Below are 26,007 nucleotides of genomic sequence, written 5' to 3' on the forward strand. Positions count from 1 at the left end.
GTTTGTTCCTCCTTAGTTACGCATTAGGGACACCATCAAGAACCTGTTTTCTTAGCGAGAAAGTCGATAAGCCCATTATGCTGTCCTTGGCTCGTTGCTTCAAGAGGGCAGGGATTAAAGACCGTGAAAAAGAGGTGCCCATTGAATAGGGGTTGGAGACTATGAACAGGAAACCCGTCACTGACCGCAGACTGCTGGGACTTTTATTTCAAATGGCATTGAGATGGATGAGAGAAGTTCAGAGGGGCTGCGTTGTTAATTGAGTGCATGGCGGGGTGTGGCAAGTTGGGCTTGGAGGTGTCCATATTTCGCGGCGTAATCCTGTTGACTGCGGCGAATGACCTCGTGGGCTTCCTCGCGGCCATACACATGTGTAATTTCGCAATTCTTTTTTTGTGAGCCGGGAGCATCTTTGTAAGTCAGGAAGTAATGCATGAGCCGTTCCACAAAGTGAACCGGACAGGCCTTGATATCTGTCCATTGTTCATGGAGCGCATCACCCTTGAGGACAGCCACAATTTTATCATCGGCTTCATCCCCATCGATCATACGCAAGCCGCCAATCGGAATGGCTTGCAGCAAAACATCTCCATGGATAATGCTTTTCTCAGTCAAAACGCAAATATCTAATGGATCCAGGTCACCGACGAGGCCAGGCCGATTAGTACATTCGGCACTGAATGCTGCGACAGATTGCCCGCAGTAAGTTTGAGGAATTAATCCATACAGCGTGGGGCACACATTGGAATAGCGCTGGGGCCGGTCCACTCGTAAATGGCCGGACTTTTTATCCAACTCATATTTAACCGTGTCCGTGGGCACAATTTCGACATAGACCGTGACGGTGAGTGGTGCCTCTTCTCCTATTTCGACACCATGCCACGGATGGGATTTACAGGGGAATCCAAAATTCTGCCAAAGGGAGAAAAATTCTTGTTCGTTCATGAAAAATTTTCCAGGTGTGTGATGAGTGAGCCCGGTTAAGGCGCAATGACCTCCACTAGGTTTCGGTCTGAACCTGCTTCATCTTAACCAGCCACGCGTGCCGGGAATGAGCAGTTAAGTATTGAACATGAACCAAGAAAAACGAAACAGACATTTACCCGGATGGGAGCAGAGTTACGGCTGTTTTGTCTGAGGTTGATGGGCGGGGTGAAGCCAATCAAGGAAGGTTTTGACGGGATTAAAGTTGGCGCGGGGAATTTCCACGAAAATGGTAATCCAATGGGCCATTCCTCCATTCCACAAGCCTGGCCATTCCAAGGCTTTGAGGGGACGACCTTGGTAGGATTTCATGCCGATGAAGCCGGTTCCGGGATCGACGTACTCCAGGAGGTTAAAAGGATTACCTTGAAAATCCCGAACTCCGCAGACCAGATCAACCGGATTAAAATGAGTTCCAGAGGCAAAAAGTTTTTGTTGGGCATCAGAATCGGGATTGACTTGGGATTGCTCGACGATTTGCCTGGACGGGGCGTCCTCGGGATGCGCAACCCAAAATGGCCCTCCGCCCGGATCGCCGGTATTGGGGACCACACCACAGACGCGGATGGGCCGATCTAGATACTGCTTTAATAATGTGGCTTGATCGGGAAGCGCCAATTCTCGATACGATTGGGGAAGTGGCAGAAGGAGTTCTTGCAGGATACAGGCTTCCGCCTGATGGACACTTTTCGCATCTGCGGGGAGCGAGCTGAGTTGTGCTATATGGTGAAACACCTGTTGTTGGAGCTCAACCAGGTAGCCTCCCAATGCTTTTCTCCATGAGACGATGGAATCTTTCAAATGATCGGGGACGACGTTGTCGATATTGGAAATGAAAATGATGTCTCCCTGGTAGTCATTTAAATTTTCCAATAACGCCCCATGCCCTCCCGGTCGAAAAACCAGAGTGCCATCTTCGCCACGAAATGGCTGGTTGGCAGAGTCCAGGGCGACGGTGTCGGTCGACGGTTTTTGGAAGGAGACCGTGCAATCAAGTTTCCATCCCTGTCTTCCCAACGTCTGTTGGATGGTATGCAAATGGGTTTTAATGGCCTGTTCAAATTGAGGAGAAACGGTCAAATGAATTTTTATTGAATTGAGTTGATTAGGATGATATCTGATGGCTTCGTGAATATGTTCTTCGAGTGCGGTTCGGGAACCTTCTGGATAGCGATGGAAGGAGAGGAGGGCCTTGGGCAATTCGGCATAGCCAAGGCCGGGCGTCTTCAGGACCGCTTGAAGAATCGTATTGATATCATGTGTATGCTGATCCGTTGGAGGGGGTTGTCCCTGACCATGGAGATACTGTTCTAAATCAGGAATAAAGGGAAAATCCTGTAAGCGCGTCCAGGCCTGATCGACAGCGTGGGGAAGAGTTGGTGCCTGATTTGAAGAGGATTCGGGTGAGGCCTCCTGGGACAAATATTTGAGGAGGTCATTGAACATACGGGTGGCGGCCCCGGAGGCAGGAATAAATTTACTGACTCGATCCGCCTGACGGGCCATTTCAAATTGTTGTTGGTATTGGGAGAAGTGTTCTGGACGGAGTTGGACAATACCATCGTTCAACCGGCATGGACGAATGATGGTGATCGGAGGGACTCCATGACGCAAACGCTGAAGTTGTGATTCCACCTGGAAGGTGGAAATCCCGCGGCGTATTAACTCAAGGTGATCCTCAGGGGTAAGCATGGCGTTTGTTTTATTCAGTTTAACTGAGTTTGATCAGAGATCACATCAGATAGAAGTTGTCTTTCATGGATGAAAAATGTCAAAGTTTTGATGCACTCGATCCGACAAAAAAACCCAATTGTAAAGTGTCTTGACGTCTCTGTCATGTTCATGAACTCAGGCAAGGAGAACTATCATGATACAAAGCTTGAAAACGTTTCGAGGTTTCGCGGCATTGTGGGTCTTCCTGTTATGCAGTTCCTCCGGTTGTACCATCAAAGCCACACTTGATACGACTTCGGATGGAGTAACTAATTTCCTGTCTTCTACGTCGGGCAAATCCTGGTGGACGGAGGATGGGCTTGTCAAACGTGGCGAACATGCCAGAGCCTTTGTGGTGACCAACCATGACATCCTCCTTCAAGAAATCGCCCAAGGGCACGGGGAATATGTCCAGGCCTTCGGGACGATTTTAGGTGTCCCTTCTCATCACCAGGCTCACTTTCAGGAAATAATTCAGAACGAGTATCCCGTACTGGTCGAGATACCCATTTTGCTTGGAGATGATCAATTAAACAGGTTTATCGGTCATGCCCAGCAGGCCGGAATTGATTCTGCTTCCTCAAATCTATAACCCGGGTTGATTTACCATCCCGGCACGGAGTGTTTCTCATTTGAGACATTCATCATTATCTAAAAAGCACTTAGGCTATTAAAAGGATGGAGGGCATGGTCAAGGCTCTGCCCCTCCTTTTAAAAAGCCCAGGCCAATCTTTACCGCACGTCTGGTAATTTCAGCCCATTTGTCTTCTGGATATTCAGCTAAAGCCTTGGCGGCTTTTCCATCCTGTATGTCGAGTTCTTTTACCCGGATAATGCCATTCTCAATTGTTACATCAGCCACAATTCATCCTCCTTGATTTCCTGCACGTCTCGAATGATGGTGAATGCAATTCGATGTGAGGCAGGGTGAGATGGTAAAAAGTTCAATTTTCTTGACAGGTTGTAGGTCCAATGCTAGCATTTTCTTAGCCCATCTGACAGGAAACTCTGATAAAAATTTTCTAAAAAAAGGTTAGGGTACCCTAATGAATGAACAAGGTCATGATATGCGTCGAATTGTTCTCCGCATCGGAGGGTGTGCTCTTCTCGCTTTCATGCTTGTGGCATGTGGAGGTCCTCCCAAGTGGGTCCAGGAAGGATCGGGTGTGATGAATGCCGATGATTCCAAGTCTATTTATGGTGTCGGGGCTGTCGTCGGGGTGAAAAATGAACCACTCGCTTGGGAAACTGCTGAAAATCGCGCACGCGCCGAGTTGGCAAAAACTTTTCGTACCTATACCGCCTATCTGATGCAAGACTATGCCGCTTCAACCTCTGCGGGGAATTTCACCAAATCAACGGAAGAGCAAAACGTAGAACGGGCGGTCAAGACCTTTTCGGCTGTGACCTTAAATGGAGTTCGTCCCATTGACCGTTACAAAGACGACGAGACCTCTACCTATTATGTGTTGACCAAGCTGTCTTTTGCGGAAATGAAGGAAGCGCTGCAACAAGCGCAGGAACTGGACGAAGAGGTTCGGGATTTTGTCCGCAAAAACGCCGAAAAAGCCTTTAAAAAACTGGAGCAGGAAGAAGCCAAGCGCCCGGGAGGGCTTTGACCCGGGTTAATTGGCGGCTTTTTGCCTTCTTGGTTCATCATCACAAAGGAATCACCTTGCTCCCCATCACTCGATTGATCAAATCCTGCGCGGTTGTTGTCCCCTGCCTTTGCCTTCTTTTATTGGGGGGATGCGGAAAAGAAAGAAAAGTGACCAGAGTAGACCCCGGGGTCGTAACCGATTTTAGTGGTCGGTGGAATGATACGGACTCAAAGTTAGTGGCCGAAGCCATGATGAAGGAAATGGTGAGCAGGCCCTGGTTGGAAAACTTTACAAATCAACACAATCGAGTCCCTACGGTGATTGTCGGAACGGTCCTCAATAAAAGCCATGAACATATTGATGTGGGCACCTTTGTGACGGACTTGGAACGGGAAATGACCAATTCTCAAAGAGTGCTGTTTGTGGCAAGTCAACGGGATCGCGATGAAATTCGTCAGGAACGACAGGAGCAAGCGGTTCATGCCAGGGAAGATACCCAGAAACGCCCTGGGCAGGAACTGGGGGCGGATTTTATGATGAAGGGCACAATTAGTACTATCGTGGATGAATCTGATGGAGTCAAAGGAATTTATTATCAGGTTGATTTAGATCTCATTAATGTTGAGACGAATGTGAAATCCTGGTACGGACAGAAAAAAATCAAAAAAGTCGTCGAGCGTAAACGGCTCCTCTTTTAACGTAGGGTCATCCAATCCCCTTCCGTGACGTGCGGTTGGTTGTTCGGTCCTTCTCTCCCCTTGGCTTTAATTGTCAGGGGCCTTGTTTTTCACTAGCCCACCTTGGCCAACGTGCCCTCTTCTCCATGAGAGTTGAACCGAGAATCCTTTTGCTTGCCCTCGGGGCTATCTTGTTTGTCGGGTGTAGTGGCCCTATGTCTCACTATGCCAAGGTAGAGCGTAGTCTGTTAGCAGGGAATTCAGCCCAGGCTGTTACCACAATTCAATCGGCAGAGGCAGACTATGGAGACAAAAATCGCTTGCTCTATTTACTGGATCAGGGCATGGTGCTCCATTTGGCCGAACAGTATGTTGAAAGCAATAAAGTTCTAGAAGAGGCGTATACTCTTGTTGAAGACCTGTATACGAGGCATCTGCGAGACGAGGCCTCAGCCCTGCTCGTGAATGAGGCTCAACGGCCCTTTGAAGGGGCTCCTTACGAACATGTCATGATTAACGTGGTGAAGGCGCTGAACTATGCGGCCCTCCAACAGTGGGATGAGGCGTTGGTGGAGGGACGGAGAATTGATCACCGTCTCAATGTGCTTCATGACAAACAAGAGGAAACGGAGACCTACCAAGAAGATCCGTTTGCTCGGTATTTGGTCGGGCTGCTCTATGACATTACCGGTGATCTCAATAATGCCTATGTCGGATATCGAAAGGCTGAACAAGTCTATGAGGACAGTCGGGCGTGGTCCCATGTTGTTTTTCCGGATATCCTGAAAGTTGATCTGATTCGAACGGCCGAACGATTGGGGTTGTCTGATGAAGTCCAACAATATCGGGAGAAATATCCGGAAGTCAGTCTTTCTTCAGTCTCTGATAGCCTGTACTCCCAGGCCCAACTCATTGTGATCAGTTACCATGGCCAGGGACCTAAGAAAGAAGATGTCATTATTGATGTTCCGGTGAGTCTAGACGCCTTGTACCTGGTGGCCCTTACCAAGCCCTGGTTTGGCCGGAGTACTCGGGACACGAGAGGCGGGGAGTCTCTGTTGTATGGCATTCACGGACAAATCGCGCGAATTGCCTTGCCCCGGCTTACGGTGAAAAAAACCTCAATAGCCCATGATGTGATCGAAGGCACAAATCAGACTGCCAGTTTTAAAACCCAATCGGAGCGCGTATATGATATTGCCGCTGTAGCCGAAAAAAACCTGTCCGATGATTATAATGGACTCGTGCTCCGGGCAGTTGCCCGATCCGCCATGAAAATGGCGGCGGCTGAAGGCATCACCATTGGGGCCCGAGCGGCCGCTGGCCGGAACAATCAGGATTGGGTCGGCTTGTTAGTGGGTGCGATTGCCAGAATTTTTGCCCTGGCCACAGAAGAAGCCGATATTCGATCGTGGCGAACTCTCCCAGGCGAGCTTCAGTTGACACGACTCTGGGTTGAACCGGGTGACTATTCCGTGGCTATCCAGTCCATGGATTACCAGGGACGGAAGGCTGGAGAGTCTCAACATCATCGGCTTCAACTTATAAAAGGCGAAACCACGCTTGTCATTCACCAGAGTTTCCAATAAGCAATCATGAATATCCTGAGAATAGTGATATGGAGTGGAATAGGCATCCTAGCGGGGGGATGTGCCTGGTTGGGAGGGGAGACTCCGCCTGAATGGATCATGTCGCCTCACCAATCATACCCCGTTGAACGATATCTCAACGGTATCGGAGAGGCCGAATCGCGGGAACAAGCCGAAAAAAGGGCGTATGCCGCAGTTGCCAGAGTGTTTTCCGCCCAGGTGAAGACCCAATCGATGGACCATGAAACATATTCCATTCAAGAGTCTGGCGAGCGGAGTCAAACCCGACGAGAGTTACGACTCGATCAACGAACACAGGTAACCACAAGCAAAGTGCTGGAAAATGTGAAAGTGTTAGACCTCTGGTATCAACCGTCTACCAGGCATTTTTGGGCTTTGGCGGGCCTCGACCGGCAACAAGCTGAGCAGGCCATACTGGAACGATTACAGGAATGGGATACGAAGATCGAGAATATGATCCATCAAGGCCGAACGCATCCTCAGAAAATCCAACGCATACGAGGCTACAAGGAAGCCATGATCCTCTTGGCTGATCGGGATTCCCTCAATACGGATCTACGGGTGATCCGCAACAGTGGGGAAAGTCTGCCACCGTCCTATCGCATCCCAGAACTCCAGCGAGAATTTATGGATTTTGTCGCCCAAAACTTGCTCATCTCGGTTGCTATTGAGGGAGATTACCATGAGGACATTGAACGGGCGATCTTGGAGGGCCTCAAGCAAGAAGGCTTATTAGGCCGTCCCGCCGATTCAAAGTCCTCGGAGATTGCGGACTTGGCTATTGTTGGGCAAGGACAATTTTGGACCGTGAATTTACCGGATCCCTTGTTCAAATATGTACGATGGTGTGGCGATATCGATATCTATGAAAATCCTTCTCATCGACTCATCGGCGTGATTTCGGAGACGGGACGGGAAGGGCATGTGACCGAAAAGGAAGCACGGATTCGTGCCAGCAAAGTCATGCAGGAGGTCATCTCCAAAGAAATCGCCCGTCTGCTCACTCGATCCGTGTTTAGTGTCGAACCGGATCCGTCACTGAGTCAGAGAGTTCCCAACGCCTGTTCCCGCTAACACACGGTCTTCTTGATCTCTTTAAAGACGTCTTTTTTTCTGTGTGACGACGAAGATAAATCTGGCGAGTCAAACAAATTGAGAACAGGCTAACATGACAAGTCTTGCTCCAGGCCCTGGAGAAGTCTTTCCCATTCTTGGGTCTTTTCGAGGTGCCGGTGCCGGCGGTCCTTCAACGATTCGTTGGTGAAATCGGGCAAGGCCCTCAGGTCCTTCTGTGCTTGTTTCACCTTTTCATCAGCATCTGAGATGTATTGGCATACACCCCTGGAGGCCGGAGGCTGTCCTCCCGCTCGTTCAAAGAGTGCGAAGGCACGATAGCCTTGTTCTTGGCCTCTAAATAGGGTTTCTGCTGCTTGATACAGAGAGCGAGTCTGTTGGTGCTCTTCCTTTTGAGCGAGAATTTTTGCCATGAGAGCGGCCTTCCCAATGGAGAGTGCGGCGCCCTCGGGGTCTCCATTCGCAATCGCCTCTTCGGCATGATGCTCCAGGCGGTCCATTTCCCCGAGCTCTCCGAGCATTTGTGTGGAGCCTCTTTCCGCATAGCCAACCATGCTTACCATAAAGAAAAGACCAATGCAGGTAAGCTGGGTGGGGACCAGTTTCATGGCGTCAGCTGATGGCCGTCAAGATGAATCTGGTTGATGGGGGACGTTGGCTGAGATTAGCTCTGTCTACTGAACCTGCCAATCCATATCGATTTGTTTATAGGTCCAGCTCGTGGCCTCCCGCAGTTCGGCCATTTCCTTCGAATTGTCAAAAATCACCCAGATTTTGCTTTGTAGCTCATTAATCGGGCCGATAGACTTTTCATTTCGCAGTTTGCCTAAACTCCACACGACCTCTGTCAGAACCGGGAAATCGATGTCCGAAGATGATTTCAGGTGGGGGAGGTTTTCAACCACATAACCAAGCATTGGCGGGGTGACAGAAGGGTCTCCGGTATGGGCACCAATTTCACCTAATCCTTTAGCTGCGGCCGCTCGAATCTTCGAGTCTTTCTGGGTTTGAAAAATTTTCGTTAAGAGGGGAATGCCTTCGCTCCCCGTGCTTGAAAGCGCGACGATGGCCTCTTCTGCCAGTTCAGGATCTTGAATGAGTTCTTTTAGTAGAGGCAGGGTATCGTGTGATTCCACTTGAGGCAGCAGGGATAAAATTCTTAGCTTGCGTTTATTTGGTGTCTGGGGGTTATTGAGTAGCCTGAACAAGCGGGCCTCATGCCCCCATTCCGCAGCGAGCATAACGGGAAAATCAAATTCTTGAATCCGTTCGGCTAATTGTTGAATCGCATAAAGACCTGATTGTGGAGCGTGAGCGACCTTAGCGGCTTCGCTCGGATCTTCAAAACTGGTTCGTGCTTCTTTGTACCACCCTAAATCCCGTCCATCCAATTGATAGGAAAAGAGGCAGGCCGGGCCTTTCCAGAGACGAGATGGGGCGCCAGAATGGTCCGCATCACCGCCCCCGCGAGTGGTTCCCGACCATTTTTTTACTTCTTCGCATTTGACGTTTACCCTTACATCGAATGGAGCATCGCGATTGGTTACCACGGTATAGCCCAATTCTTCTAAACGTTGCCTCACCACATTTTCAATGGCTGTTCCATCGACTTTGCCCCGCTCTGTCAACGCCAAGACGTGAATCATAATCGTTTGGATGGCCTCGAGTTGGGCCTTTTGTTCTTGGTCGAGATACGTCCGTCGGGCAAAACTTTCTGAACCGAAAAGCCCAACGAGCAATACTATGGAAAAGAATACACATGCCGCCCATGTCCTCATGCCTGATCTCCCACCATACATTGTGAGGTATTAACTGAGATGGCCATCCAAGTCTATTTGTTTATAGGTCCAACTCGTAGCCTCCCGCAGGTCGGCCATTTTTTCCGAATTGTCAAAAATCACCCAAATCTTCTGCTGAAGCTCTCTCATGGGTTTAAGGGAACCCTCCCATCGTTGTTTGCCAATTGCCCAGACCACTTCAGTGAGCACAGGAAAATCTATATCTTCCGAGGTTTTCAATTGCGGTAATAGCGTAGACACGTACCGTACCAAAGGGGGAATCGGACGGGGGTCTCCCGTCTTGGCCGCAATATCCCCCAAGGCTTTTGCCGCTTCGGCTCGTATGCTTGAATGCCGGCTGGTTTGGAATAAATCAATGAGCAAGGGAATGGAATGTTCTCCAGCGCCTGAAAGCGCATTGATGGTTTCTTGCTGCAAGTCAGTGGACTCGAGAAGTTTAGTCAGTTGCGGCAGGGCCTCCTCGGCATGCACATCGCTGAGGACGGAAAGAATTTTCACCTTCCGGAGTTTGGGCGTGTTGGGATTATCCAACATTTTGAGCAGGCGATCGATTTGCCCCCATTCGGCCGAGAGCAAAACCGGGAAGTCATATTCTGCGAGCCGTTGGTTGAGCTGGTCCATTGCATAGGCTCCGGCATCGTCAACCTGGGCCTTTTGAGCAGCCTGTCTGGCATCGGCAAATGTCGTGCGCACTTCCTTTTTCCATTGCAAATCATTGTTTTGGAGGAAATACGTCAAGAGACAGGCCGGCCCTTTCCAGAGTCGGTCAGGGGCATCAGCCAGTTCTACATCTCCTCCGGTGGGGGAGGTGCCGGTCGACGTTTTAGCTTCTTCACATTTAACTTTCACTGCCACATCGTGCGGCTGGGAGCGGTCCGTGGTGACCGTATACCCAATGTCTTCCAAGCGCGCCTTGACCGTGGCAACCAGTGGACTGGGGTCATACGTCCCTTTTTCCGTTAGGGCGAGGACCTCCACCAATACCGTCTGGGCCGTTTCTAATTGAGCTTTTTGCTCTGGTGTGAGGTGAATTCGGCGGGCCTCGGATTCAATGGCCCCGACACACAATAATACGAAAATGAGAAAAACGGGCCAGCGTGTCATGAGTAACCTCCTTACATTATCGCCAAGTCCAAACTCTCATAGGTCTCATGGGGGTATGACTTGGTTACCAGGAAGTTGAACGGAATTTCTTAAATTGTACCGTATATTAACAATACGACGGCAACATGGCAGCATCTTGCAATTCTATTGCCTTATAGGTCCAATTGGTGGCCTCTCGCAACTCAGCCATCTCTTTTGAATTGTCATGAATCAGCCACACTTTATCCTGTAGTTCTGCAATTGGCCTCATAGAGTGGGCCCATCGTAATTTTCCAATCGCCCAGACCACTTCAGTGAGCAGAGGAAAATCTATATCTTCCGAGGTTTTCAATTGGGGTAAGACTTCGGAAACATATTCCACCAATGGGGGTATCGTGCGGGGATCTCCCGTCCTGGCTGCAATATCCCCCAAGGATTTTGCCGCTTCCGTCCGAATGTTGGATTGAGGACTGGTTTGGAATAAATCAATGAGGACCGGTATGGAATCGGCTCCTGCGCCTGAAAGCGCACTGATGGTTTCTTGTTGCAAGTCGGTGGACTCGAGAAGTTTAGTCAGTTGCGGGAGTGCGTCTTCCGCATGCACATTGCTGAGGACGGAAAGAATTTTCACTTTCCGCAGTTTGGGCGTGTTGGGGTTATCCAACAGTTTAAGCAGGCGATCGATTTGCCCCCATTCGGCCGAGAGCAAAACCGGGAAGTCATATTCTGCGAGCCGTTGGTTGAGCTGGTCCATTGCATAGGCTCCGGCATCGTCAACCTGGGCCTGCTGGGCCGCCTGCCTGGCATCCGGAAAGGTCGTGCGCACTTCCTTTTTCCATTGGAAATTGTTCTGTTGGAGAAAATACGTCAACAGACAGGCCGGCCCTTTCCAGAGGCGGTTGGGTGCATCAGCCAGGTCCACATCCCCGCCGGAGGGAGAGGTGCGGGTCGACGTCTTAGCTTCTTCACATTTAACTTTCACTGCCACATCGTGCGGCTGGGAGCGGTCCGTGGTGACCGTATACCCGATGTCTTCCAAGCGCGCCTTGACCGTGGCAACCAGTGGACTGGAGTCATACGTCCCTTTTTCCGTTAAGGCAAGGACCTCTACCAATACCGTCTGGGCCGTTTCTAATTGAGCTTTTTGCTCTGGCGTGAGAGGAATTTGGCGGGCTTCGGCTGCCAGGCCCCCAACACCCAATAACACGAAAATGAAGAAAACAGGCCAGGCTTTCATCCCTTCCTCCTTGCTTCTAAATTTTTATCATTTTGGACTGCAACGTAAGCGAAATGGCAACGGAACAAACGTTTCTAAACGAATTTACAGGGTTTTCTAATATACTCTTCACATAAAGGGAGGGGCAACTCAATGCCGTACGAAAAACTATCCACCGGGTAGCCCGGGCAAGCGACTATTGCTCTTCCTCAAGCAGGGTACCGTTTTTGAAAAGGGTTGTTGTTGAATGAAATATTTTTTTAGAAGCAGTTTCAAAGGGCATAGATAAGGACATTGAATTGTAGGGAATATTGTTGAGAGATTCTGTTCATATTCCCGGGAGTGAAGTTGAACCCCTTTCAGTCTCCGGCTATACTCGGTGGATGGGGCAGTCACCAAAGTTTGTATTTTTAGGGGCCGGCAACATGGCTGATGCGTTGGTGACAGGAATTCTGAAAGCCCATCTTGCGTCTCCCGCCAATATTTCTGTTACCGATATTTCCTCAATCCGGTTAGAGCATTTTCAGAAGACCTTTCAAGTTCATGTGGGATCTAATAATGCTGATGAAGTGAAATCAGCCGATATCATTGTTCTCTGTGTGAAGCCTCAGGTTATGGATACCGTGCTGGCAGAGATCAAAGGCCAGATTTCTCAGGAGCACTTACTGATTTCCGTCGCAGCGGGGTATCCTTTAGCACGCATTCAACAGCATGTCGGGAGAAACATTTCCCTTATTCGTGCGATGCCCAATACCCCTGCAGTCATCCAGGAAGGTGTCACGGCATTGGCCGGAAGTTCAGGGATCTCCCAGGACCACCTTCACCTGGCTCAATCAATCTTTGAATCGGTTGGCAAAGTCGTCATGGTGGAGGAATCCTTAATGGATGCCGTGACGGGCCTGAGCGGAAGTGGTCCTGCGTATATCTATCTGGTAATTGAAGCGCTCACAGACGGAGGGGTCCTGGTCGGTCTTCCACGACCAGTCGCCAGTGTCCTTGCGGCACAAACGGTAGTAGGGGCGGCCAGGATGGTGATTGAAAGTGGCGAACATCCTGCCGTACTTAAAGATCGGGTGACGTCACCGGGTGGGACAACGATTGCGGGTCTTCAACACCTAGAAACAGGTGGGGTACGGGCGACCTTAATGAAAGCCGTCAAAGCTGCTACGGCTCGGTCTTATGAGCTGGGTCAAAAATGATCTGGGCGGCGCGCTGACGTTTTCTACATACATTCCATAAAGCTTTATTGAAAGGAGTATACGGTGCAGTATTGGGTCAAGGTTATCTTTGTTGATAATAAAGAATTAGAATTCAAGGACGCCATTCGTCATACCATCAGCGATGATATGGAAATTCTTGAAGTTGATACTCCTAAGGAAGTCACCATTATTCCCCTGAAGCAAATTAAGTATTTTTCTTGTGACGCTGGTGTCTTTAACAAGTCTTAAGCTAGAGACCGTTCGATGGGGTTAGAAGTCTCTAAATATTCTGATTGGATTATCCGAAAAGATCAGTAAAGTAAAGTTTTGATTCTATTCGTTACATAGTCGAATTTCTTATTTAAATGAAAATGCCGTGAATTTTTAAGATATTGATTCGACAACAGAATATTGGAAGGTTTTGTTTTTTATATAAGGGATATCGGGGAAATTCTCCTTGCCTAATTCCCCTCTTTATGCCACCATAACCTTATCCTGTAACCCGACGTGGATTCTCTTCCATCAATACACCCAGTACAATTGTTTAGTATGACGATTCGTTGTAAATGCGGAAGGAATGATACTGGTCATGGAAACAATTAAAAAGGTCGGTAAACAATTCGGTCTGGTTATGGCCTTATTGGGAGTACTGTTAGTCCTATGGGAGATTCCCCATCATGATCGAAACTTCCTCTCCCATCAGGAGCGGACAGCGCAATTAGGAACAAATCTGCCCGCGTATGAGGTAAAGACCTTTTTGCGACATATTGAGACTAGGCTTCCTTCTTACCGGGAAGAATTTCAGGAAGCTGAAAAAAAGTCAGGTATTTCATGGATGTTGTTGGCGGCCATGGCCTATCAAGAGTCTCAATGGAATCACAAGGCCGTCAGTCCCACAGGGGTTCGTGGAATTATGATGCTCACACGTTCCACGGCTTCTGATCTGGGAATTAAAAACCGGCTTGACCCGTCAAAAAGCATTGCCGGTGGGGCTCGCTACCTGTCCTATTTGCAAAAGCGGGTTCCTGACCACATTCGCATGCCGGATCGCATGTTTATTGCTCTTGCGGCCTACAATGTTGGTATGGGACATATTAACGATGCTCGATTGCTTGCTGAACGTTTAGGTAAAAATTCCAATCAGTGGGAAGACATTAAAAGCATTCTTCCCCTCTTAGCTCACAAGGAATATTATCAGGACCTCCCTCATCGTTATGCCCGTGGATGGGAGCCTGTTAAATATGTCAAGCGGATTCGAGCCTATCGGAACATCCTTCAACAGGTTGTGAAACGTGAGGCAAAAAGCTCGCAAGTGGATATTTAACTTCTTCGTATTCAGCGTTTGATATTTAGCCTTACCCCTGTGGCCTTCTTCATTGGTCTATTCCCCTTGGCCTAGTCTTTTCCAAATCACTTGTCCCCAGTTGTTTCGCTCATCCGGAGATTCATATGGGAAGCCATTTTCCGCAGTCGGTTTTGCAAACACAGAAAACATATATTTCGAGATCTTGAAAAATAAAACGATGAATTCTTCGGGAAAAAGGAAATATGGGCTCTAGGGCGTCTGGGTCCCAAGTGGTTCATCAGACCGGGCACGTTCAATGGATAGTGCGGTATCATTTGGCAAAATTTTGGCCTTAATCCTATCCCCAAATTTAAAGGATTCAGAAAGGGTTGTTTCTGCAGTAACCTCAATACGAATTTCTCCTCGATCCCCCCTGACAACATACAGGTTTCCATCAATCATTAGGATCTCGGCCACAATCGTACGAACTTTTGGAGCCACATTTGGAGCAGTCGTTGCCGTGTCCTTTTTGGAACCTGTGGGTTCTGTTTCGGGGGCAATTACAACCGGAGGAGCGGTCGGAGTCGAGGCCAAAGGGCCTTCCTCCACGCGAATCCCAGGAGAATCATCTGGACTCGCGCGAACAATTGATAATGCCTTATCTTGTGGGGTGACCCTTGCTTTGATCCGATCCCCAAACTTGAAGGATTCAGATACCTGGGTTTGGGGCGTCACTTCAATTTGAATTTCTCCATAGTCGCTTCTGATGATATAAAAATTTCCATCAACCATTAAGATGTCAGCAATGATAATCCGCACATTCGGCGATACTTTTGTCGGGGGAGTTGATGGTTTCGATTTGGCGCCGGGAGATGGAGTGGATGGAGGCACTGGGGTGACGGGAGCTTTGCTTATTGTCCCAATCGGTTCTCCTGGCTGTGCCCTTGTGATGGCAATGGCCTTGTCATCTGGTAAAAGCACTGCTTTGATACGATCGCCAAAGGTGAATGACTCAGCCAGTTGAGTTTCCGGGGTGACTTCGATACGAATTTCTCCACGTTCCCCTCGAACCACATAAAACCCGCCATCGACCATTAAGAGGTCCGCAACAACGGTTCTGGTTTTTGGGGGAGGTGATGGTTGAGAAGAGACTTGCGCCAATTTTACACCATCACCTTCAGTGGCAAAAATGGATTGAGGGCTTAGCAATACAAGAGAGGTGACAAGAATCAACAACAATTCAGTACCAATGGGAAGAGGCCTGATTGTCGGAGAGTTTAAAAGCTTCATGCTGGTGGGTCGGGAGGACATGTGAAGTTTTTGTTTTCGTGGTGCCGAGGCGCAGAATCGAACTGCGGACACCAGCCTTTTCAGGGCTGTGCTCTACCAACTGAGCTACCTCGGCACACTCCTAGAACCATTGACTTCGACCCGATTTTATAACACAAAGGCTTCTTCATTTTCCAATTTATATCAACTTTTTCCTATTTTGGAGGATTTGGAATTGGAAAAATTTTTAAACATCACGCCCAAGGTGGCGCTGACTCAGAGTCTTATGTTTGTGAGGAGTGACGCCATTTTTGTTACCAGGTGAACCGGAGGAATCCTCCATTGTAATCCGGGGCATTGATTGAGGGAGGGAGAAGAAGAGGTTGTTCCCGCTTGAGTTCCAGGGCTTTTGGTAAATTCTCTGTAGGAACGACCGATTGAAAAGCCTGAATGCTATGCATTTCGATTCCGAATTCGATGCCTGGCAGTTTTCCTGGTGATTTCAGATGAAACAGAGAGCTATTTTGCGATTGATTCTTTTGGAAATGGTTCTCAGAAAATGTTTCTCCCAATAACCTTTTCTCCCAACCCTGCTGCTTTCGCAAGTCAATTGACCTTTTTCTAGTCGAATTGTCCACTGGAACCTGGTCACTAGCGGTCAACTCTTCTTCAGAATTCAGGGCTGCCTCAACCGTTGAATCTTTCGCTGGAAAGAGGGTAAACCATGAAGTAAATGAAACGAATGTGATTGCTAAAAACGAAAGATTGGGTATTTTTTCTTTCACCATAATCAAACTCTCAAATTCTTCGATGCCCAAGATTACTCTACCATAATGATGAAGGCCATGATAATCGGAACCGTTTTTTTTGTTGCGGTTTTTAAGCAGGCATTCATATTCTGACCAATCGCACTTTTGCCGCAGACAGGTTTTTTCAGGAAACACTTTATTGTATGCCGCAATGCTCGGATTCAGAAGCTTTCGACTCTTTATGAATGGTTTCCGGACCGATTCGAAAAAATGATCCGGTTTTACCCGCTAGGAGTGAGACAAAATTTGATGGCAACGTTGGCAGCTAGCTTCAAAATTGGTGAGATTCGTTATGAGTTGCACGGATGAGCGAGTCAAAACAACCCGTTATCTTGAAATTTCAGTGGACATGTTTTGATTTCCTGACATCAATCAATTTTTCATAAACCGGTAAGGTCCCTGGCAAATCCATCTTTCTTCTACTTAGTCGACTTTATCTCAAAAAGACGGATAGCTAACTCCACTCCAATGTTTTTTACAGAGGTCAACTCTTTCTTAATGAGATAGATGCTCGATAGGGTCGTGCACAATTTTTCTAAAGCAGGAAGTCAATTGTCCGCTCAGTCCAATCCTCGCTTCCTTGACGGTTTTTGTGACTGCCAGGTATTCTCAACACTATTCCGTCCATAAAATATTGTTACCTCAGGAAAACATAAGGCTATGCAAACCAATAAATCTCAAGATGAACTTGAAGTTTCAGGAGAAGAGGAAGAGCTTTCCCCTGAGGAATACCTGAAACCCTTGCTTCAACAAGCCAAACAGGCTGCTCGGCCATTGAGTGGATTGAATGCCATGAAAAAGAATGCGGCATTAATGGCTATGGCTGATGGGCTGGAGGCTGAAGAAGAAGCGATCCTTAAGGCCAATGAAGAAGATCTTTCAGCATTCGAAGAGAATCCCTTACGGACGGCCATGGCTGATCGACTTCGATTAACTCCAGCCAGAATTGCCGATATGGCGGCGCACATTCGCGAGATTGCACAGTTACGGGATCCGGTTGGCGAATCGATGGGGTTCTGGCAACGACCCAATGGAATGAGAGTCGGTCGAGTGCGTGTGCCGATTGGGGTGATCGGAATCATTTATGAATCCCGCCCCAATGTGACCGCTGATGCGGCGGCCCTCTGTCTCAAATCCGGCAATGTGTGTGTGCTGCGAGGGGGGTCCGAGGCGCACCATTCCAATTTGGCCCTTGCGACGATTCTTGGGGAAGCGGCCCAAAAGGCTGGAATTCCCGAAGGAGCCATTACCTTTATCGACAAGACTGACCGCGAGGTCGTTCTTGCTCTGCTCAAAAGCCACCGGTTAGTTGATCTCATCATTCCTCGTGGGGGCGAGGCGCTGATGGACACGGTCACTCAGCACTCTACCATCCCGGTGATCAAGCACGACAAAGGGGTATGCCATATTTATGTGGATTCAGATGTGGATCTGGCTATGGCCCAACGAATCAGTTTCAACGCGAAAGTGCAGCGTTGCTCGACCTGTAACAGCATGGAAACTCTTCTGGTGCATGAGAAAGTGGCCAAAAAATTCTTGCCGCCCTTGGCCGAAGAATTTATTGAGGCAGGGGTCGAAATGCGGGGATGTTTGAAAACCTGCCAAATCCTTTCTCAGGCCAAACCTGCCCAAGAAGACGATTTCGGCAAAGAATTTTTATCGCTCATTGTGGCGATCAAAGTGGTGAAGGATATGGAGAGCGCCATGGACCATATTCACCAATACGGTTCCCGTCATACGGACTCTATTTTGACCAATGACTATGACCGGGCTCTGCGATTTTTGCGAGAGGTGGATTCCAGTACCGTGATGGTCAATGCCTCGACCCGCTTGAACGACGGCTATGAGTTTGGGTTGGGTGCCGAAATCGGGATTAGCACAACCCGGATCCATGCTCGTGGTCCCATGGGGTTGGAAGATTTAACCTGTTCGAAATATGTGGTATACGGTTCCGGGCAAGTCCGGGAGTAAAGGCCCGGTCGGTTCGATGCAGTCTTCCCAACATTTGTTTCTCACACCAATCCCGTCTCCGATTTTTGTATTCAGAGGTAATCTGCCTTCTAAGCTTTTTCATGCCACATCATGAACCTTCAATGCGTATTGAATCATCCCCAAGGCTTACGTTTTCCTGCCAATCAGATCTATAGACAGGAATGGGAGTCCGCAGGTGGGCGGATCCTAGAACAGCCCACTGGTCATTTTGTGTTGTATGGCAAGCATGGGCAACGGATTCTTTTGGCAGATCCAGAGGGAAATCCGCTCCATGAATGTTTGTGGGAGCAAAAGCCAACGGGGACGCTATCCCTTGTCTCTGCCCGCCTTCGATTGGATTGGGGTCAATGGGTCGGGATTAAACCGGAAGGGTTGGTCAATACCATTTCCTTAGATTTATCTCGGCGGCCAGGCTGGGAACAGATCACCCAAGACGACCTGCGTCAGATGGCAGCCCGGTCCTTGCATTCCGACTTGGCAATGGTCCGATTTTTCTATCGGGATGAGGATGTCGTCCTTCATGGTAACGGACAAGCCACGATTCACCAGGTTAAAGACGCTTTTTATGTGTTACCCGATGGATCCTTTGAAGAAGCCAGGTTCATGTCATGTATGAGTCGGATGGAGTGGAGTCGGATTGACTATCTCCCAGTGGTAGAATTGTTTTTGTCCCTTTTGCCGGGAACCGGTAGTGCTACATTTGAACTCATCCGAGGTCTCTACGATGATCAAAATAGTAATGGCGGCCGCGCCCTGCAATACCGGGGGATTCCGGCATATCCTTCCGAGGCGGCGTTCCGGCTCTTTAGCCTATTTTTTACCCCTTCCGTTTCTTCCAGGCAATCCCCGCTGGAAGTATTTTTGGATATTGAACGATCGCATGAAGTTCACTGGCTTCCCGCTTCCGGTTTTCCCGTTCGCTTTATGGATGAAGAACAGCATATTTGCGTGACGGTCAGAAACCAGATGATTCAAAAAGTTACATGGTGGGATGACCCTTCCGGCCTCCCGTTTAATCGAATACCCGAGTCAGGTTTGCCGGTGTCGGACAATCGGGGAGCGGGAGTCACGGCGGACGGCCTGTTGTTATTTGATGGCCCTGCCCAAAAGGAATTGACCGTTCGACCATCCTGGCAGCTGACCAAACCGAACCATTCGATTTCCTGGAAGCCGCTCGCCTACACTTGGCGGGACGGTTTTCCCATCACCCCCCCTCTGCTGACTCCCCAGGAAGCCTTTTCTTCGGTTTTACTGTATCCTGATAAATCTGAAATGATCGGGGAAAAGGAAAGTCAACCTTTCATTTTTGATTTTTGGGATGATTTTTTTGAGGAACATCAGGATCTCTTTCGCTTACGATCTCACGCAAAACGCGTCTTGCTTTCCCATTGCGAAGCGGGATTGGGTTCATGCCTCCAATTCCAGGAAACTCAAATCCATACCATTTGGTACACCTGGCCACAATTTGCTCAAAAACATGCCCAATCTATTTGGAATAGGCTTTCTAGAATGGATCGGTTGGCGTGGTTTTCAAATTTTCAATTTTTCCCCTTTGAGCAGCTCATGTTGAAAACATTGCCGACAAGGTATGATTGGATTTATCTCTGGATTCCCTTTTCAGATTATTCAAATTCCACTATGATCGACTGTTGGGTAAAATTTTTACGGACCTATCTTGCTGAGGGGAGTGTAGGGTGTGTGGCCGGTCCCCCCGTTTTGAAGGAGAATTTCCAGAGTCTAGGCCTTCAGATTCTCTATTCTGCCGCAGGCGATTCTTTGCCTCCCTTCCGAATTCACCAAACGATACTTCCCAATGGATGGTTAAATCCTGAATTGACGGTCTGGATTATTCAAAATCCTGTTCGGTATTAGAGTTCCAAGGGGCCCTACCGTAAAATCGCAAAGGTTGGTTGGGCCCGTTGAATGAACATTCCTTTTCACGATCTTGACAGCCGAACGTTGTGCGAATAGTATGGGGAAACCTTTAAAACCCATCCGGCGAGGTGGGTAAGGAGAGTCAAACGATGACGGCCACTACCTTGGCCATTTTATGTGCGCCCTTCTCATGTTGTTCTGAGAAGGGTTTTTTTTGTCTTCATGGGGCGCGATGACATGAACACTTCTCCTCGACCACACGAACGACTGTTAATGGATGGTCAGGAAATGGCCAGAACCCTATCCCGCATTAGTCATGAGATTCTTGAACGGAATAAAGGCATTGAAGGGTTGGCGTTAGTCGGGATCCGCACGGGCGGAGTGTTTCTCGCCAAAAGGATTGCCCTCAGAATTCAGCAGATTGAAAAACGGGACGTGCCTCTTGGTGAGTTGGATATCACATTGTACCGGGATGATCTCTCCATCAGAAAAGATCAGCCGGAAATACGAAAAACGACCATTCCATTTCATATATCCGATTTGAAAATCGTGCTGGTCGATGACGTACTTTTTACCGGACGAACCATTCGTGCTGCCTTGGATGGGTTGATGGATTTAGGGCGCCCTGCCGAAATTCAACTGGCTGTTCTCGTCGATCGTGGACATCGGCAGCTTCCTATTCGTGCTAATTATGTCGGGAAAAGCATCCCAACTGCCCGGGAAGAAAACGTCCAAGTCTTTTTTGAGGAATTAGGGCAGGACGATCGGGTCTCCATATTAACACCATAAAATCATTATGGGTCTAGAACGTAAAGATTTATTGACCATTGCGGCCTTATCAGCTGACCAAATTCAATTGATTCTGACGACAGCCGAATCCCTGAAAGAGGTCGGAGGAAGGGACATCAAAAAAGTTCCGGCTCTGCGAGGGAAAACAGTGGTAAATTTATTTTTTGAGCCCAGTACTCGTACTCGAACGTCTTTTGAATTGGCCGCAAAACGCTTGAGTGCCGATGTCATTAATTTTTCGCCTTCGACCAGTAGTATGGTGAAAGGAGAAACCTTAGTCGATACCGCCAGAAATATTGAAGCCATGCAGGCGGATATTATTGTGCTGCGTCATCCATCACCCGGTGCCGCAGAAAACCTTGCGCGTTCGGTCAGATCATCGGTGATCAATGCGGGAGATGGGTGGCATGAACATCCCACTCAGGCCCTCTTGGACGTCTTCACCATAAATGAGAAAAAAGGCCGCGTCTCGGGCCTCGTGGTGGTGATTGTTGGCGATATTGCACATAGCCGCGTGGCTCGCTCGAATATTCTTGCTCTGACCAAACTCGGGGCAGAGGTGAGAGTCGTGGCTCCACCAACCATGATTCCCTTCGGTCTCGCACATTTCGGTGTGGAGGTGTTCCACGATCTTGATAAGGCATTGATTGGAACGGATGTGATCATCATGCTGCGGTTGCAACGTGAGCGTTTAGGACGGGCATTACTTCCCAGTCTTCGAGAATATGCCAAATTGTTTTGTTTAACGCCGGAAAGACTCAAGCTTGCCAAACCGGACGCCATTGTGATGCATCCCGGTCCTCTGAACCGGGGCGTGGAAATTTCGCCATCGGTCGCTGATAGCAAAGTAGCAGTGATTCTGGATCAAGTGACTAATGGCGTCTCTGTGCGAATGGCTCTTATGTATTTATTATCAGGATCTAGTGAACGTTCAACCCTTAACGAATAATCGGACAACATGACCAAAAAGACAGGACAGTCTCCCTCCTCTTCTCATCTGCTCTGTATTCAAGGTGGAATCGTGATTGACCCCGGCCACGTGAATGGACGGGCCGATGTGCTTATTCAAGATGGAAACATTGTTGAAGTCGGTTTTCCACTGACGAACCCCCTTTGTCAGGATTCATCAGTTACAATTCTTGAGGCCAATGGCTGGATTGTGGCACCTGGCCTTGTCGATCTGCATTGCCACTTACGGGAACCCGGATTTGAATACAAAGAAACCATCGCAACTGGCGCGGCCTCGGCCGTGGCAGGAGGATTTACGACCATTTGTTGTATGCCGAATACTCAGCCCGTGAATGATAACGCTGCCATCACAAAATTTATGTTGGCCCAAGGAAAAGAGGCCGGTAAAGCAAGGGTATTCACGATCGGGGCCATCACCAAAAAATCCGAAGGAGAAGACCTTGCGGATATTGGTGAGCTGGTGGACGCCGGATGTGTGGCCATTTCTGATGATGGGCGCCCGGTGATGAATAGTTTGGTTATGCGACGGGCGCTGGAGTATGCCAAGGCCTTTGGAGTTCCTGTTGTGGACCATTGCGAAGACCTGCATTTAACCGATGGCGGCTGCATGAACGAGGGTATGGTATCGACTGAACTCGGGATGCCAGGGATTCCCGATGCCTCAGAGGAGGTGATGGTGGCTCGAAACCTGGCTCTGGCGGATCTTACCGGAGTTCATGTGCATCTGGCCCATTTGAGCACCGCCCGTTCGGTGGAACTGGTCCGTCATGCAAAAGGGCAAGGGTTGCCGGTGAGCGCAGAAGTCTGTCCTCATCACTTTTCCATAACGGAGGAAGCCGTCCGCTGTTATAATTCCAATGCCAAAATGAATCCGCCATTGCGGACGGATGAAGACGTTCAAGCCCTTAAACAGGGCCTGGTTGATGGCACCATTGATGCCATTGCTACCGACCATGCTCCCCATGCTCTCCAAGAAAAACAATTGGAATTTGATACGGCTCCGTTTGGAATTGTAGGGTTTGAGACCGCTCTTCCCTTAACCCTCCGTCTGGTGCATGAGGGGGTCTTGTCCCTTGAACAGGCGCTTGATAAATTGACCAGATCTCCTGCCCAGCTTTTTCATCTTCCTGTTGGAAGCCTCCAGCCAGGGTCACATGCCGATATTGTGGTGTTTGATCCTTCAGAAGAGTGGGTGGTGGATCCCACTAAATTTTTCTCAAAAAGTCAGAATACGCCATTTGGGGGTTGGACAATGAAGGGAAAAGTGAAGATGACCTTGGTTGATGGCAGGATGGTCTATGATGCCCGATAATTCAAAAGTATGAAGCGGATTAATTGGGGGGTCGTGGGTTTTCTTTTCGAACTGTGTGCCTTAATCTTATGGGTGGGCGGGTTAGTCGTCATTATTGCGTTGGTGATTCCTGCCGTTTTTAATTCCTTCGGGATGGAACCAGCTGGCCGTTTTTTACGGAGAGTTTTTGATGGGTTTGGCTTCATGAATGTCTGGATTTTGATTTTATTGGGTGTGGTGGCCGTGATTCGCTTCCGGGCTTTTGGCCATACCCCCTCCGAGATGTTTGCCGTTTCTTCCATGGAATGGTGGCTTCTGGCCGGAATGGCCCTTATGACGTTCAGCATACTGGTGGTTCTCGGTCCCCAAGCAATTACTTTACAGGAAGAGGCCTTTGAGGCGGTCTCAAAAGAAGACAAAGATACCGCCTACGCAAAATTTTTTCGTCTTCATATGATCGTACGAGCCTGCCACTTGGTGAACTTTGGTCTCGCGGCTTCGCTGCTTATTGTAAAAGTACGGAAAGCTCTCTTTCACCACCCCATAGCTTCTCGCTCATAATTACTCTTGATCGGTGCAACGGGAATAAGAAGATGAAAAAGGAAAGACCATGAAGCCTGCAGTTCTGGCGTTAGCCGATGGAACCATCTTTCAGGGACATGCACTCGGTTTCGAAGGCGAAACCGTAGGAGAAGTGGTATTTAATACGGCCATGACGGGCTATCAAGAAATTTTGACCGACCCTTCCTATAAAGGGCAGATCGTGCTGATGACCTCAACCCAAATAGGGAATTATGGAGTGACCCCGGAAGACGATGAGTCGCATCGGGTGTGGGCGGAAGGATTTATTGTTCGTGAAGCGGCCAAGTACCGGAGTAATTGGCGTAGCCGGCAATCTTTTGAAGATTATTTAATTGAGCATCGTATTGTGGCCATTCAAGGGATAGACACGCGAGCACTGACCTGTCATGTCCGTGATCACGGCTCACAAATGGGAATCATTTCTCATGTAGATTTCGATGACAACACCCTGCGGAAAAAGGCGAAGGCCGTGCCTTCCCTGATTGGGCGTGATTTGGTGAGGGAGGTCACCTGTCCGCACGCCTATGAATGGAATGAGAGATCCGTTGTTATGGACCCGGCTAATGGTGACCCGTCCCTTTTCACTCAAAACACCGCTCAGCCCCCTTTGAAACTGGTAGTCATGGATTTTGGTGTGAAACAGAATATTCTACGAAGTCTTGTGGATCTGGGATGTCAGGTTCGGGTTGTGCCTGCTTCGACGACCGCGGAAGAAGTCCGTCGCCTTAATCCAGATGGAATTGTGTTATCCAATGGCCCAGGAGATCCCGAAGGGGTGCCCTATGCGGTAGAAACCGTCAAGCAGCTATTGGGTTGGAAACCACTGTTGGGAATTTGTTTGGGGCATCAGATATTGGGATTATCCCTGGGATTGCACACTCATAAACTAACCTTTGGGCATCATGGAGCCAATCATCCAGTCATGGATCTTCGCACCCGAAAGATTGAAATTACCTCGCAAAACCATAATTTTGCTGTTGGCCTTCCTCACAAGGAAGGCGCGTGTACGACATTGACGTCTCAACAGTTTGACTCCTGTGTTGGACGAATGGAAATTACGCATCGGAGTGTGAATGATGGGTGTTGTGAAGGGATGGCAGGCTTAGAGAGTCCAATTCTTTCTATTCAGTATCACCCGGAAGCCTCCCCGGGCCCGCATGATTCTTCGTATTTATTCCGACAATTTCTGGAAATGATGAAAGGCCGTGGATAATGTTGATGACTCGTTGTTATTTGATCCTTTTTCTTTTTACGGTCAGCGGGTGCATCCATATTGATCTGTTTCCCGGAGGAGGAAAACTCCAGGAAGCCACCATTTCTGGTGAGGGAAAGGATAAGGTGTTGCTAATTGATATCTCGGGCATGCTGACGACAGGCAAAGCATCGGGTATCTTGGAGGAACCCAGTCTTCCGGCACGGATCAAAGAGGAATTGACCAAAGCCGAAGCGGATAAAGATGTCAAAGCTATTCTTCTTCGAATAAATACTCCAGGAGGATCAGTCACGGCCTCAGATTTGGTATATCATGAGCTGAAAGTCTTTAAGAAAAAACGCGCTGTCCCGATCATTGCGGCCATTATGGATTTGGGCACTTCCGGCGGATATTACATTGCGACGGCCGCCGACCATATTTTTGCACATCCTTCTACCATTACCGGAAGTATCGGGGTCATTATGGTGACCATGAATGCAGAAGGGCTGCTGGAAAAAGTCGGGGTCCAGCCGGCGGCGATTGTTTCGGGTCCTAAAAAATCTATGGGTTCTCCATTCCGGCCAATGGATGATGAAGAGCGGGCTATTTTTCAAGGGACCATAGATCATTTGTTTGAGCAATTCCTTTCGGTGGTGAAAGAGGGAAGACCCGAATTAAGCATGGAGCAGATTCGCACGGTAGCTGACGGACGGATTTTTACCGCTGATATTGCCAAATCCAAGGGTCTTGTGGATAGCATTGGATATTTGGATGAGGCGGTTGATTTGGCCAAAAAAGAAGCAAATTTGAAACAGGCCAAAGTCGTCACGTACACCAGAGGAGGGGGAACTCATCAGAATATTTACTCACGGTTTGATCCTCCTCAGATTGGGCCTATCGGGTTTCCACAGGTCGATTCGCATTCTCTCTTCAACGTATTGACCGGAGGGACACCACAAATACTGTATATGTGGATGCCGTAAAATCGATATCGTTCT

General features: G+C 48.7%; 25 protein-coding genes and 1 tRNA gene. 16 read left to right on the forward strand and 10 right to left on the reverse strand.

Annotated elements, in window-relative coordinates:
- Nucleotides 1–255: 255 nt before the first annotated feature.
- Complete coding sequence (locus LX98_RS08695; RefSeq protein ID WP_496428527.1) at nt 256–945, reverse strand: inorganic pyrophosphatase; 690 nt, start codon at nt 943–945, stop codon at nt 256–258.
- A gap of 174 nt (nt 946–1,119) precedes the next feature.
- Nucleotides 1,120–2,676, reverse strand: a complete 1,557-nt coding sequence (locus LX98_RS08700) for a DUF4301 family protein (protein ID WP_496428528.1) — start codon at nt 2,674–2,676, stop codon at nt 1,120–1,122.
- Between the two features lie 175 nt (nt 2,677–2,851).
- On the opposite strand from LX98_RS08700, the gene LX98_RS08705 reads away from it, so the two are divergent.
- Entirely contained in the window at nt 2,852–3,289 is a 438-nt protein-coding gene (locus tag LX98_RS08705) for a DUF3015 family protein (RefSeq protein ID WP_496428529.1), read from the forward strand.
- A 99-nt stretch (nt 3,290–3,388) separates the two neighbouring features.
- Here the strand turns inward: LX98_RS08705 and LX98_RS08710 are convergent, their stop codons facing one another.
- Nucleotides 3,389–3,559, reverse strand: a complete 171-nt coding sequence (locus LX98_RS08710) for a hypothetical protein (protein WP_496428530.1) — start codon at nt 3,557–3,559, stop codon at nt 3,389–3,391.
- Between the two features lie 307 nt (nt 3,560–3,866).
- On the opposite strand from LX98_RS08710, the gene LX98_RS08715 reads away from it, so the two are divergent.
- From LX98_RS08715 to LX98_RS08730, 4 genes are all read left to right on the forward strand, one after another.
- A complete protein-coding gene (locus tag LX98_RS08715; RefSeq protein WP_312641438.1) occupies nt 3,867–4,316 on the forward strand; it encodes a hypothetical protein in 450 nt (149 codons plus the stop codon).
- A 149-nt stretch (nt 4,317–4,465) separates the two neighbouring features.
- Complete coding sequence (locus LX98_RS08720; RefSeq protein WP_496428531.1) at nt 4,466–4,996, forward strand: LpoB-related protein; 531 nt, start codon at nt 4,466–4,468, stop codon at nt 4,994–4,996.
- Nucleotides 4,997–5,190: 194 nt separating this feature from the next.
- Nucleotides 5,191–6,564 (forward strand): COG3014 family protein, encoded by a 1,374-nt coding sequence (locus LX98_RS08725; protein ID WP_496428532.1) that lies wholly within the window; start codon nt 5,191–5,193, stop codon nt 6,562–6,564.
- A gap of 6 nt (nt 6,565–6,570) precedes the next feature.
- On the forward strand, nt 6,571–7,659 hold the full coding sequence (locus tag LX98_RS08730; protein ID WP_496428533.1) for an LPP20 family lipoprotein: 1,089 nt from the start codon (nt 6,571–6,573) through the stop codon (nt 7,657–7,659).
- A gap of 89 nt (nt 7,660–7,748) precedes the next feature.
- Here LX98_RS08730 and LX98_RS08735 read toward each other — a convergent pair whose 3' ends face one another.
- The 4 genes from LX98_RS08735 to LX98_RS08750 form a co-directional block, all read right to left on the reverse strand.
- Nucleotides 7,749–8,267, reverse strand: coding sequence for a hypothetical protein (locus LX98_RS08735; protein WP_496428534.1), 519 nt, complete (start codon nt 8,265–8,267; stop codon nt 7,749–7,751).
- Between the two features lie 66 nt (nt 8,268–8,333).
- The gene (locus LX98_RS08740; protein ID WP_496428535.1) at nt 8,334–9,437 is read right to left on the reverse strand and encodes a HEAT repeat domain-containing protein; all 1,104 of its coding nucleotides are present in this window, start codon (nt 9,435–9,437) and stop codon (nt 8,334–8,336) included.
- 30 nt (nt 9,438–9,467) lie between these two features.
- Complete coding sequence (locus LX98_RS08745; RefSeq protein ID WP_496428536.1) at nt 9,468–10,562, reverse strand: HEAT repeat domain-containing protein; 1,095 nt, start codon at nt 10,560–10,562, stop codon at nt 9,468–9,470.
- Between the two features lie 106 nt (nt 10,563–10,668).
- On the reverse strand, nt 10,669–11,778 hold the full coding sequence (locus LX98_RS08750; RefSeq protein WP_496428537.1) for a HEAT repeat domain-containing protein: 1,110 nt from the start codon (nt 11,776–11,778) through the stop codon (nt 10,669–10,671).
- Nucleotides 11,779–12,140: 362 nt separating this feature from the next.
- Here LX98_RS08750 and proC point away from each other — a divergent pair, with 362 nt between their 5' ends.
- The 3 genes from proC (at nt 12,141) to LX98_RS08765 (ending at nt 14,280) form a co-directional block, all read left to right on the forward strand.
- Entirely contained in the window at nt 12,141–12,956 is an 816-nt protein-coding gene (gene proC / locus LX98_RS08755) for a pyrroline-5-carboxylate reductase (protein WP_496430582.1), read from the forward strand.
- 63 nt (nt 12,957–13,019) lie between these two features.
- Nucleotides 13,020–13,205 (forward strand): hypothetical protein, encoded by a 186-nt coding sequence (locus LX98_RS08760; protein ID WP_496428538.1) that lies wholly within the window; start codon nt 13,020–13,022, stop codon nt 13,203–13,205.
- Nucleotides 13,206–13,545: 340 nt separating this feature from the next.
- Nucleotides 13,546–14,280 carry a transglycosylase SLT domain-containing protein gene (locus tag LX98_RS08765; protein ID WP_496428539.1) on the forward strand — a complete coding sequence of 245 codons (735 nt, stop codon included), beginning with the start codon at nt 13,546–13,548 and terminating at the stop codon, nt 14,278–14,280.
- 231 nt (nt 14,281–14,511) lie between these two features.
- Here the strand turns inward: LX98_RS08765 and LX98_RS08770 are convergent, their stop codons facing one another.
- The 3 genes from LX98_RS08770 to LX98_RS08780 all read right to left on the reverse strand — a co-directional run bounded on the left by LX98_RS08770 (nt 14,512) and on the right by LX98_RS08780 (nt 16,298).
- Complete coding sequence (locus LX98_RS08770; RefSeq protein ID WP_496428540.1) at nt 14,512–15,531, reverse strand: hypothetical protein; 1,020 nt, start codon at nt 15,529–15,531, stop codon at nt 14,512–14,514.
- Nucleotides 15,532–15,570: 39 nt separating this feature from the next.
- Nucleotides 15,571–15,646 (reverse strand) — tRNA-Phe (locus tag LX98_RS08775).
- A gap of 178 nt (nt 15,647–15,824) precedes the next feature.
- Entirely contained in the window at nt 15,825–16,298 is a 474-nt protein-coding gene (locus LX98_RS08780) for a hypothetical protein (protein WP_496428541.1), read from the reverse strand.
- A 681-nt stretch (nt 16,299–16,979) separates the two neighbouring features.
- Between LX98_RS08780 and LX98_RS08785 the strand changes: the two genes are divergently transcribed.
- The 8 genes from LX98_RS08785 (at nt 16,980) to sppA (ending at nt 25,992) form a co-directional block, all read left to right on the forward strand.
- The gene (locus LX98_RS08785) at nt 16,980–18,290 is read left to right on the forward strand and encodes a glutamate-5-semialdehyde dehydrogenase (protein WP_496428542.1); all 1,311 of its coding nucleotides are present in this window, start codon (nt 16,980–16,982) and stop codon (nt 18,288–18,290) included.
- Nucleotides 18,291–18,401: 111 nt separating this feature from the next.
- Nucleotides 18,402–20,183, forward strand: coding sequence for a hypothetical protein (locus tag LX98_RS08790; RefSeq protein ID WP_496428543.1), 1,782 nt, complete (start codon nt 18,402–18,404; stop codon nt 20,181–20,183).
- Between the two features lie 240 nt (nt 20,184–20,423).
- Nucleotides 20,424–20,975 carry a bifunctional pyr operon transcriptional regulator/uracil phosphoribosyltransferase PyrR gene (gene pyrR, locus LX98_RS08795; protein ID WP_496428544.1) on the forward strand — a complete coding sequence of 184 codons (552 nt, stop codon included), beginning with the start codon at nt 20,424–20,426 and terminating at the stop codon, nt 20,973–20,975.
- Between the two features lie 7 nt (nt 20,976–20,982).
- Nucleotides 20,983–21,924 carry an aspartate carbamoyltransferase catalytic subunit gene (locus tag LX98_RS08800; RefSeq protein WP_496428545.1) on the forward strand — a complete coding sequence of 314 codons (942 nt, stop codon included), beginning with the start codon at nt 20,983–20,985 and terminating at the stop codon, nt 21,922–21,924.
- 9 nt (nt 21,925–21,933) lie between these two features.
- Nucleotides 21,934–23,256 (forward strand): dihydroorotase, encoded by a 1,323-nt coding sequence (locus LX98_RS08805; RefSeq protein ID WP_496428546.1) that lies wholly within the window; start codon nt 21,934–21,936, stop codon nt 23,254–23,256.
- A 9-nt stretch (nt 23,257–23,265) separates the two neighbouring features.
- A complete protein-coding gene (locus LX98_RS08810; protein WP_496428547.1) occupies nt 23,266–23,796 on the forward strand; it encodes a DUF4149 domain-containing protein in 531 nt (176 codons plus the stop codon).
- Between the two features lie 49 nt (nt 23,797–23,845).
- On the forward strand, nt 23,846–25,030 hold the full coding sequence (carA, locus tag LX98_RS08815) for a glutamine-hydrolyzing carbamoyl-phosphate synthase small subunit (RefSeq protein ID WP_496428548.1): 1,185 nt from the start codon (nt 23,846–23,848) through the stop codon (nt 25,028–25,030).
- 5 nt (nt 25,031–25,035) lie between these two features.
- A complete protein-coding gene (gene sppA / locus LX98_RS08820) occupies nt 25,036–25,992 on the forward strand; it encodes a signal peptide peptidase SppA (protein WP_496428549.1) in 957 nt (318 codons plus the stop codon).
- Nucleotides 25,993–26,007 lie beyond the last annotated feature (15 nt).

The organism is Nitrospira marina (genome assembly GCF_059568365.1).

What these genes read in the sequence shown, in the direction of transcription:
- LX98_RS08695 (WP_496428527.1), bottom strand. Translation starts at nt 945, where the DNA reads ATGAACGAACAAGAATTTTTCTCCCTTTGGCAGAATTTTGGATTCCCC.
- LX98_RS08700 (WP_496428528.1), bottom strand. Translation starts at nt 2,676, where the DNA reads ATGCTTACCCCTGAGGATCACCTTGAGTTAATACGCCGCGGGATTTCC.
- LX98_RS08705 (WP_496428529.1), top strand. Translation starts at nt 2,852, where the DNA reads ATGATACAAAGCTTGAAAACGTTTCGAGGTTTCGCGGCATTGTGGGTC.
- LX98_RS08715 (WP_312641438.1), top strand. Translation starts at nt 3,867, where the DNA reads ATGAATGCCGATGATTCCAAGTCTATTTATGGTGTCGGGGCTGTCGTC.
- LX98_RS08725 (WP_496428532.1), top strand. Translation starts at nt 5,191, where the DNA reads ATGTCTCACTATGCCAAGGTAGAGCGTAGTCTGTTAGCAGGGAATTCA.
- LX98_RS08730 (WP_496428533.1), top strand. Translation starts at nt 6,571, where the DNA reads ATGAATATCCTGAGAATAGTGATATGGAGTGGAATAGGCATCCTAGCG.
- LX98_RS08735 (WP_496428534.1), bottom strand. Translation starts at nt 8,267, where the DNA reads ATGAAACTGGTCCCCACCCAGCTTACCTGCATTGGTCTTTTCTTTATG.
- LX98_RS08740 (WP_496428535.1), bottom strand. Translation starts at nt 9,437, where the DNA reads ATGAGGACATGGGCGGCATGTGTATTCTTTTCCATAGTATTGCTCGTT.
- LX98_RS08745 (WP_496428536.1), bottom strand. Translation starts at nt 10,562, where the DNA reads ATGACACGCTGGCCCGTTTTTCTCATTTTCGTATTATTGTGTGTCGGG.
- LX98_RS08750 (WP_496428537.1), bottom strand. Translation starts at nt 11,778, where the DNA reads ATGAAAGCCTGGCCTGTTTTCTTCATTTTCGTGTTATTGGGTGTTGGG.
- proC (WP_496430582.1), top strand. Translation starts at nt 12,141, where the DNA reads ATGGGGCAGTCACCAAAGTTTGTATTTTTAGGGGCCGGCAACATGGCT.
- LX98_RS08765 (WP_496428539.1), top strand. Translation starts at nt 13,546, where the DNA reads ATGGAAACAATTAAAAAGGTCGGTAAACAATTCGGTCTGGTTATGGCC.
- LX98_RS08770 (WP_496428540.1), bottom strand. Translation starts at nt 15,531, where the DNA reads ATGAAGCTTTTAAACTCTCCGACAATCAGGCCTCTTCCCATTGGTACT.
- LX98_RS08780 (WP_496428541.1), bottom strand. Translation starts at nt 16,298, where the DNA reads ATGGTGAAAGAAAAAATACCCAATCTTTCGTTTTTAGCAATCACATTC.
- LX98_RS08785 (WP_496428542.1), top strand. Translation starts at nt 16,980, where the DNA reads ATGCAAACCAATAAATCTCAAGATGAACTTGAAGTTTCAGGAGAAGAG.
- LX98_RS08790 (WP_496428543.1), top strand. Translation starts at nt 18,402, where the DNA reads ATGAACCTTCAATGCGTATTGAATCATCCCCAAGGCTTACGTTTTCCT.
- pyrR (WP_496428544.1), top strand. Translation starts at nt 20,424, where the DNA reads ATGAACACTTCTCCTCGACCACACGAACGACTGTTAATGGATGGTCAG.
- LX98_RS08800 (WP_496428545.1), top strand. Translation starts at nt 20,983, where the DNA reads ATGGGTCTAGAACGTAAAGATTTATTGACCATTGCGGCCTTATCAGCT.
- LX98_RS08805 (WP_496428546.1), top strand. Translation starts at nt 21,934, where the DNA reads ATGACCAAAAAGACAGGACAGTCTCCCTCCTCTTCTCATCTGCTCTGT.
- LX98_RS08810 (WP_496428547.1), top strand. Translation starts at nt 23,266, where the DNA reads ATGAAGCGGATTAATTGGGGGGTCGTGGGTTTTCTTTTCGAACTGTGT.
- carA (WP_496428548.1), top strand. Translation starts at nt 23,846, where the DNA reads ATGAAGCCTGCAGTTCTGGCGTTAGCCGATGGAACCATCTTTCAGGGA.
- sppA (WP_496428549.1), top strand. Translation starts at nt 25,036, where the DNA reads ATGACTCGTTGTTATTTGATCCTTTTTCTTTTTACGGTCAGCGGGTGC.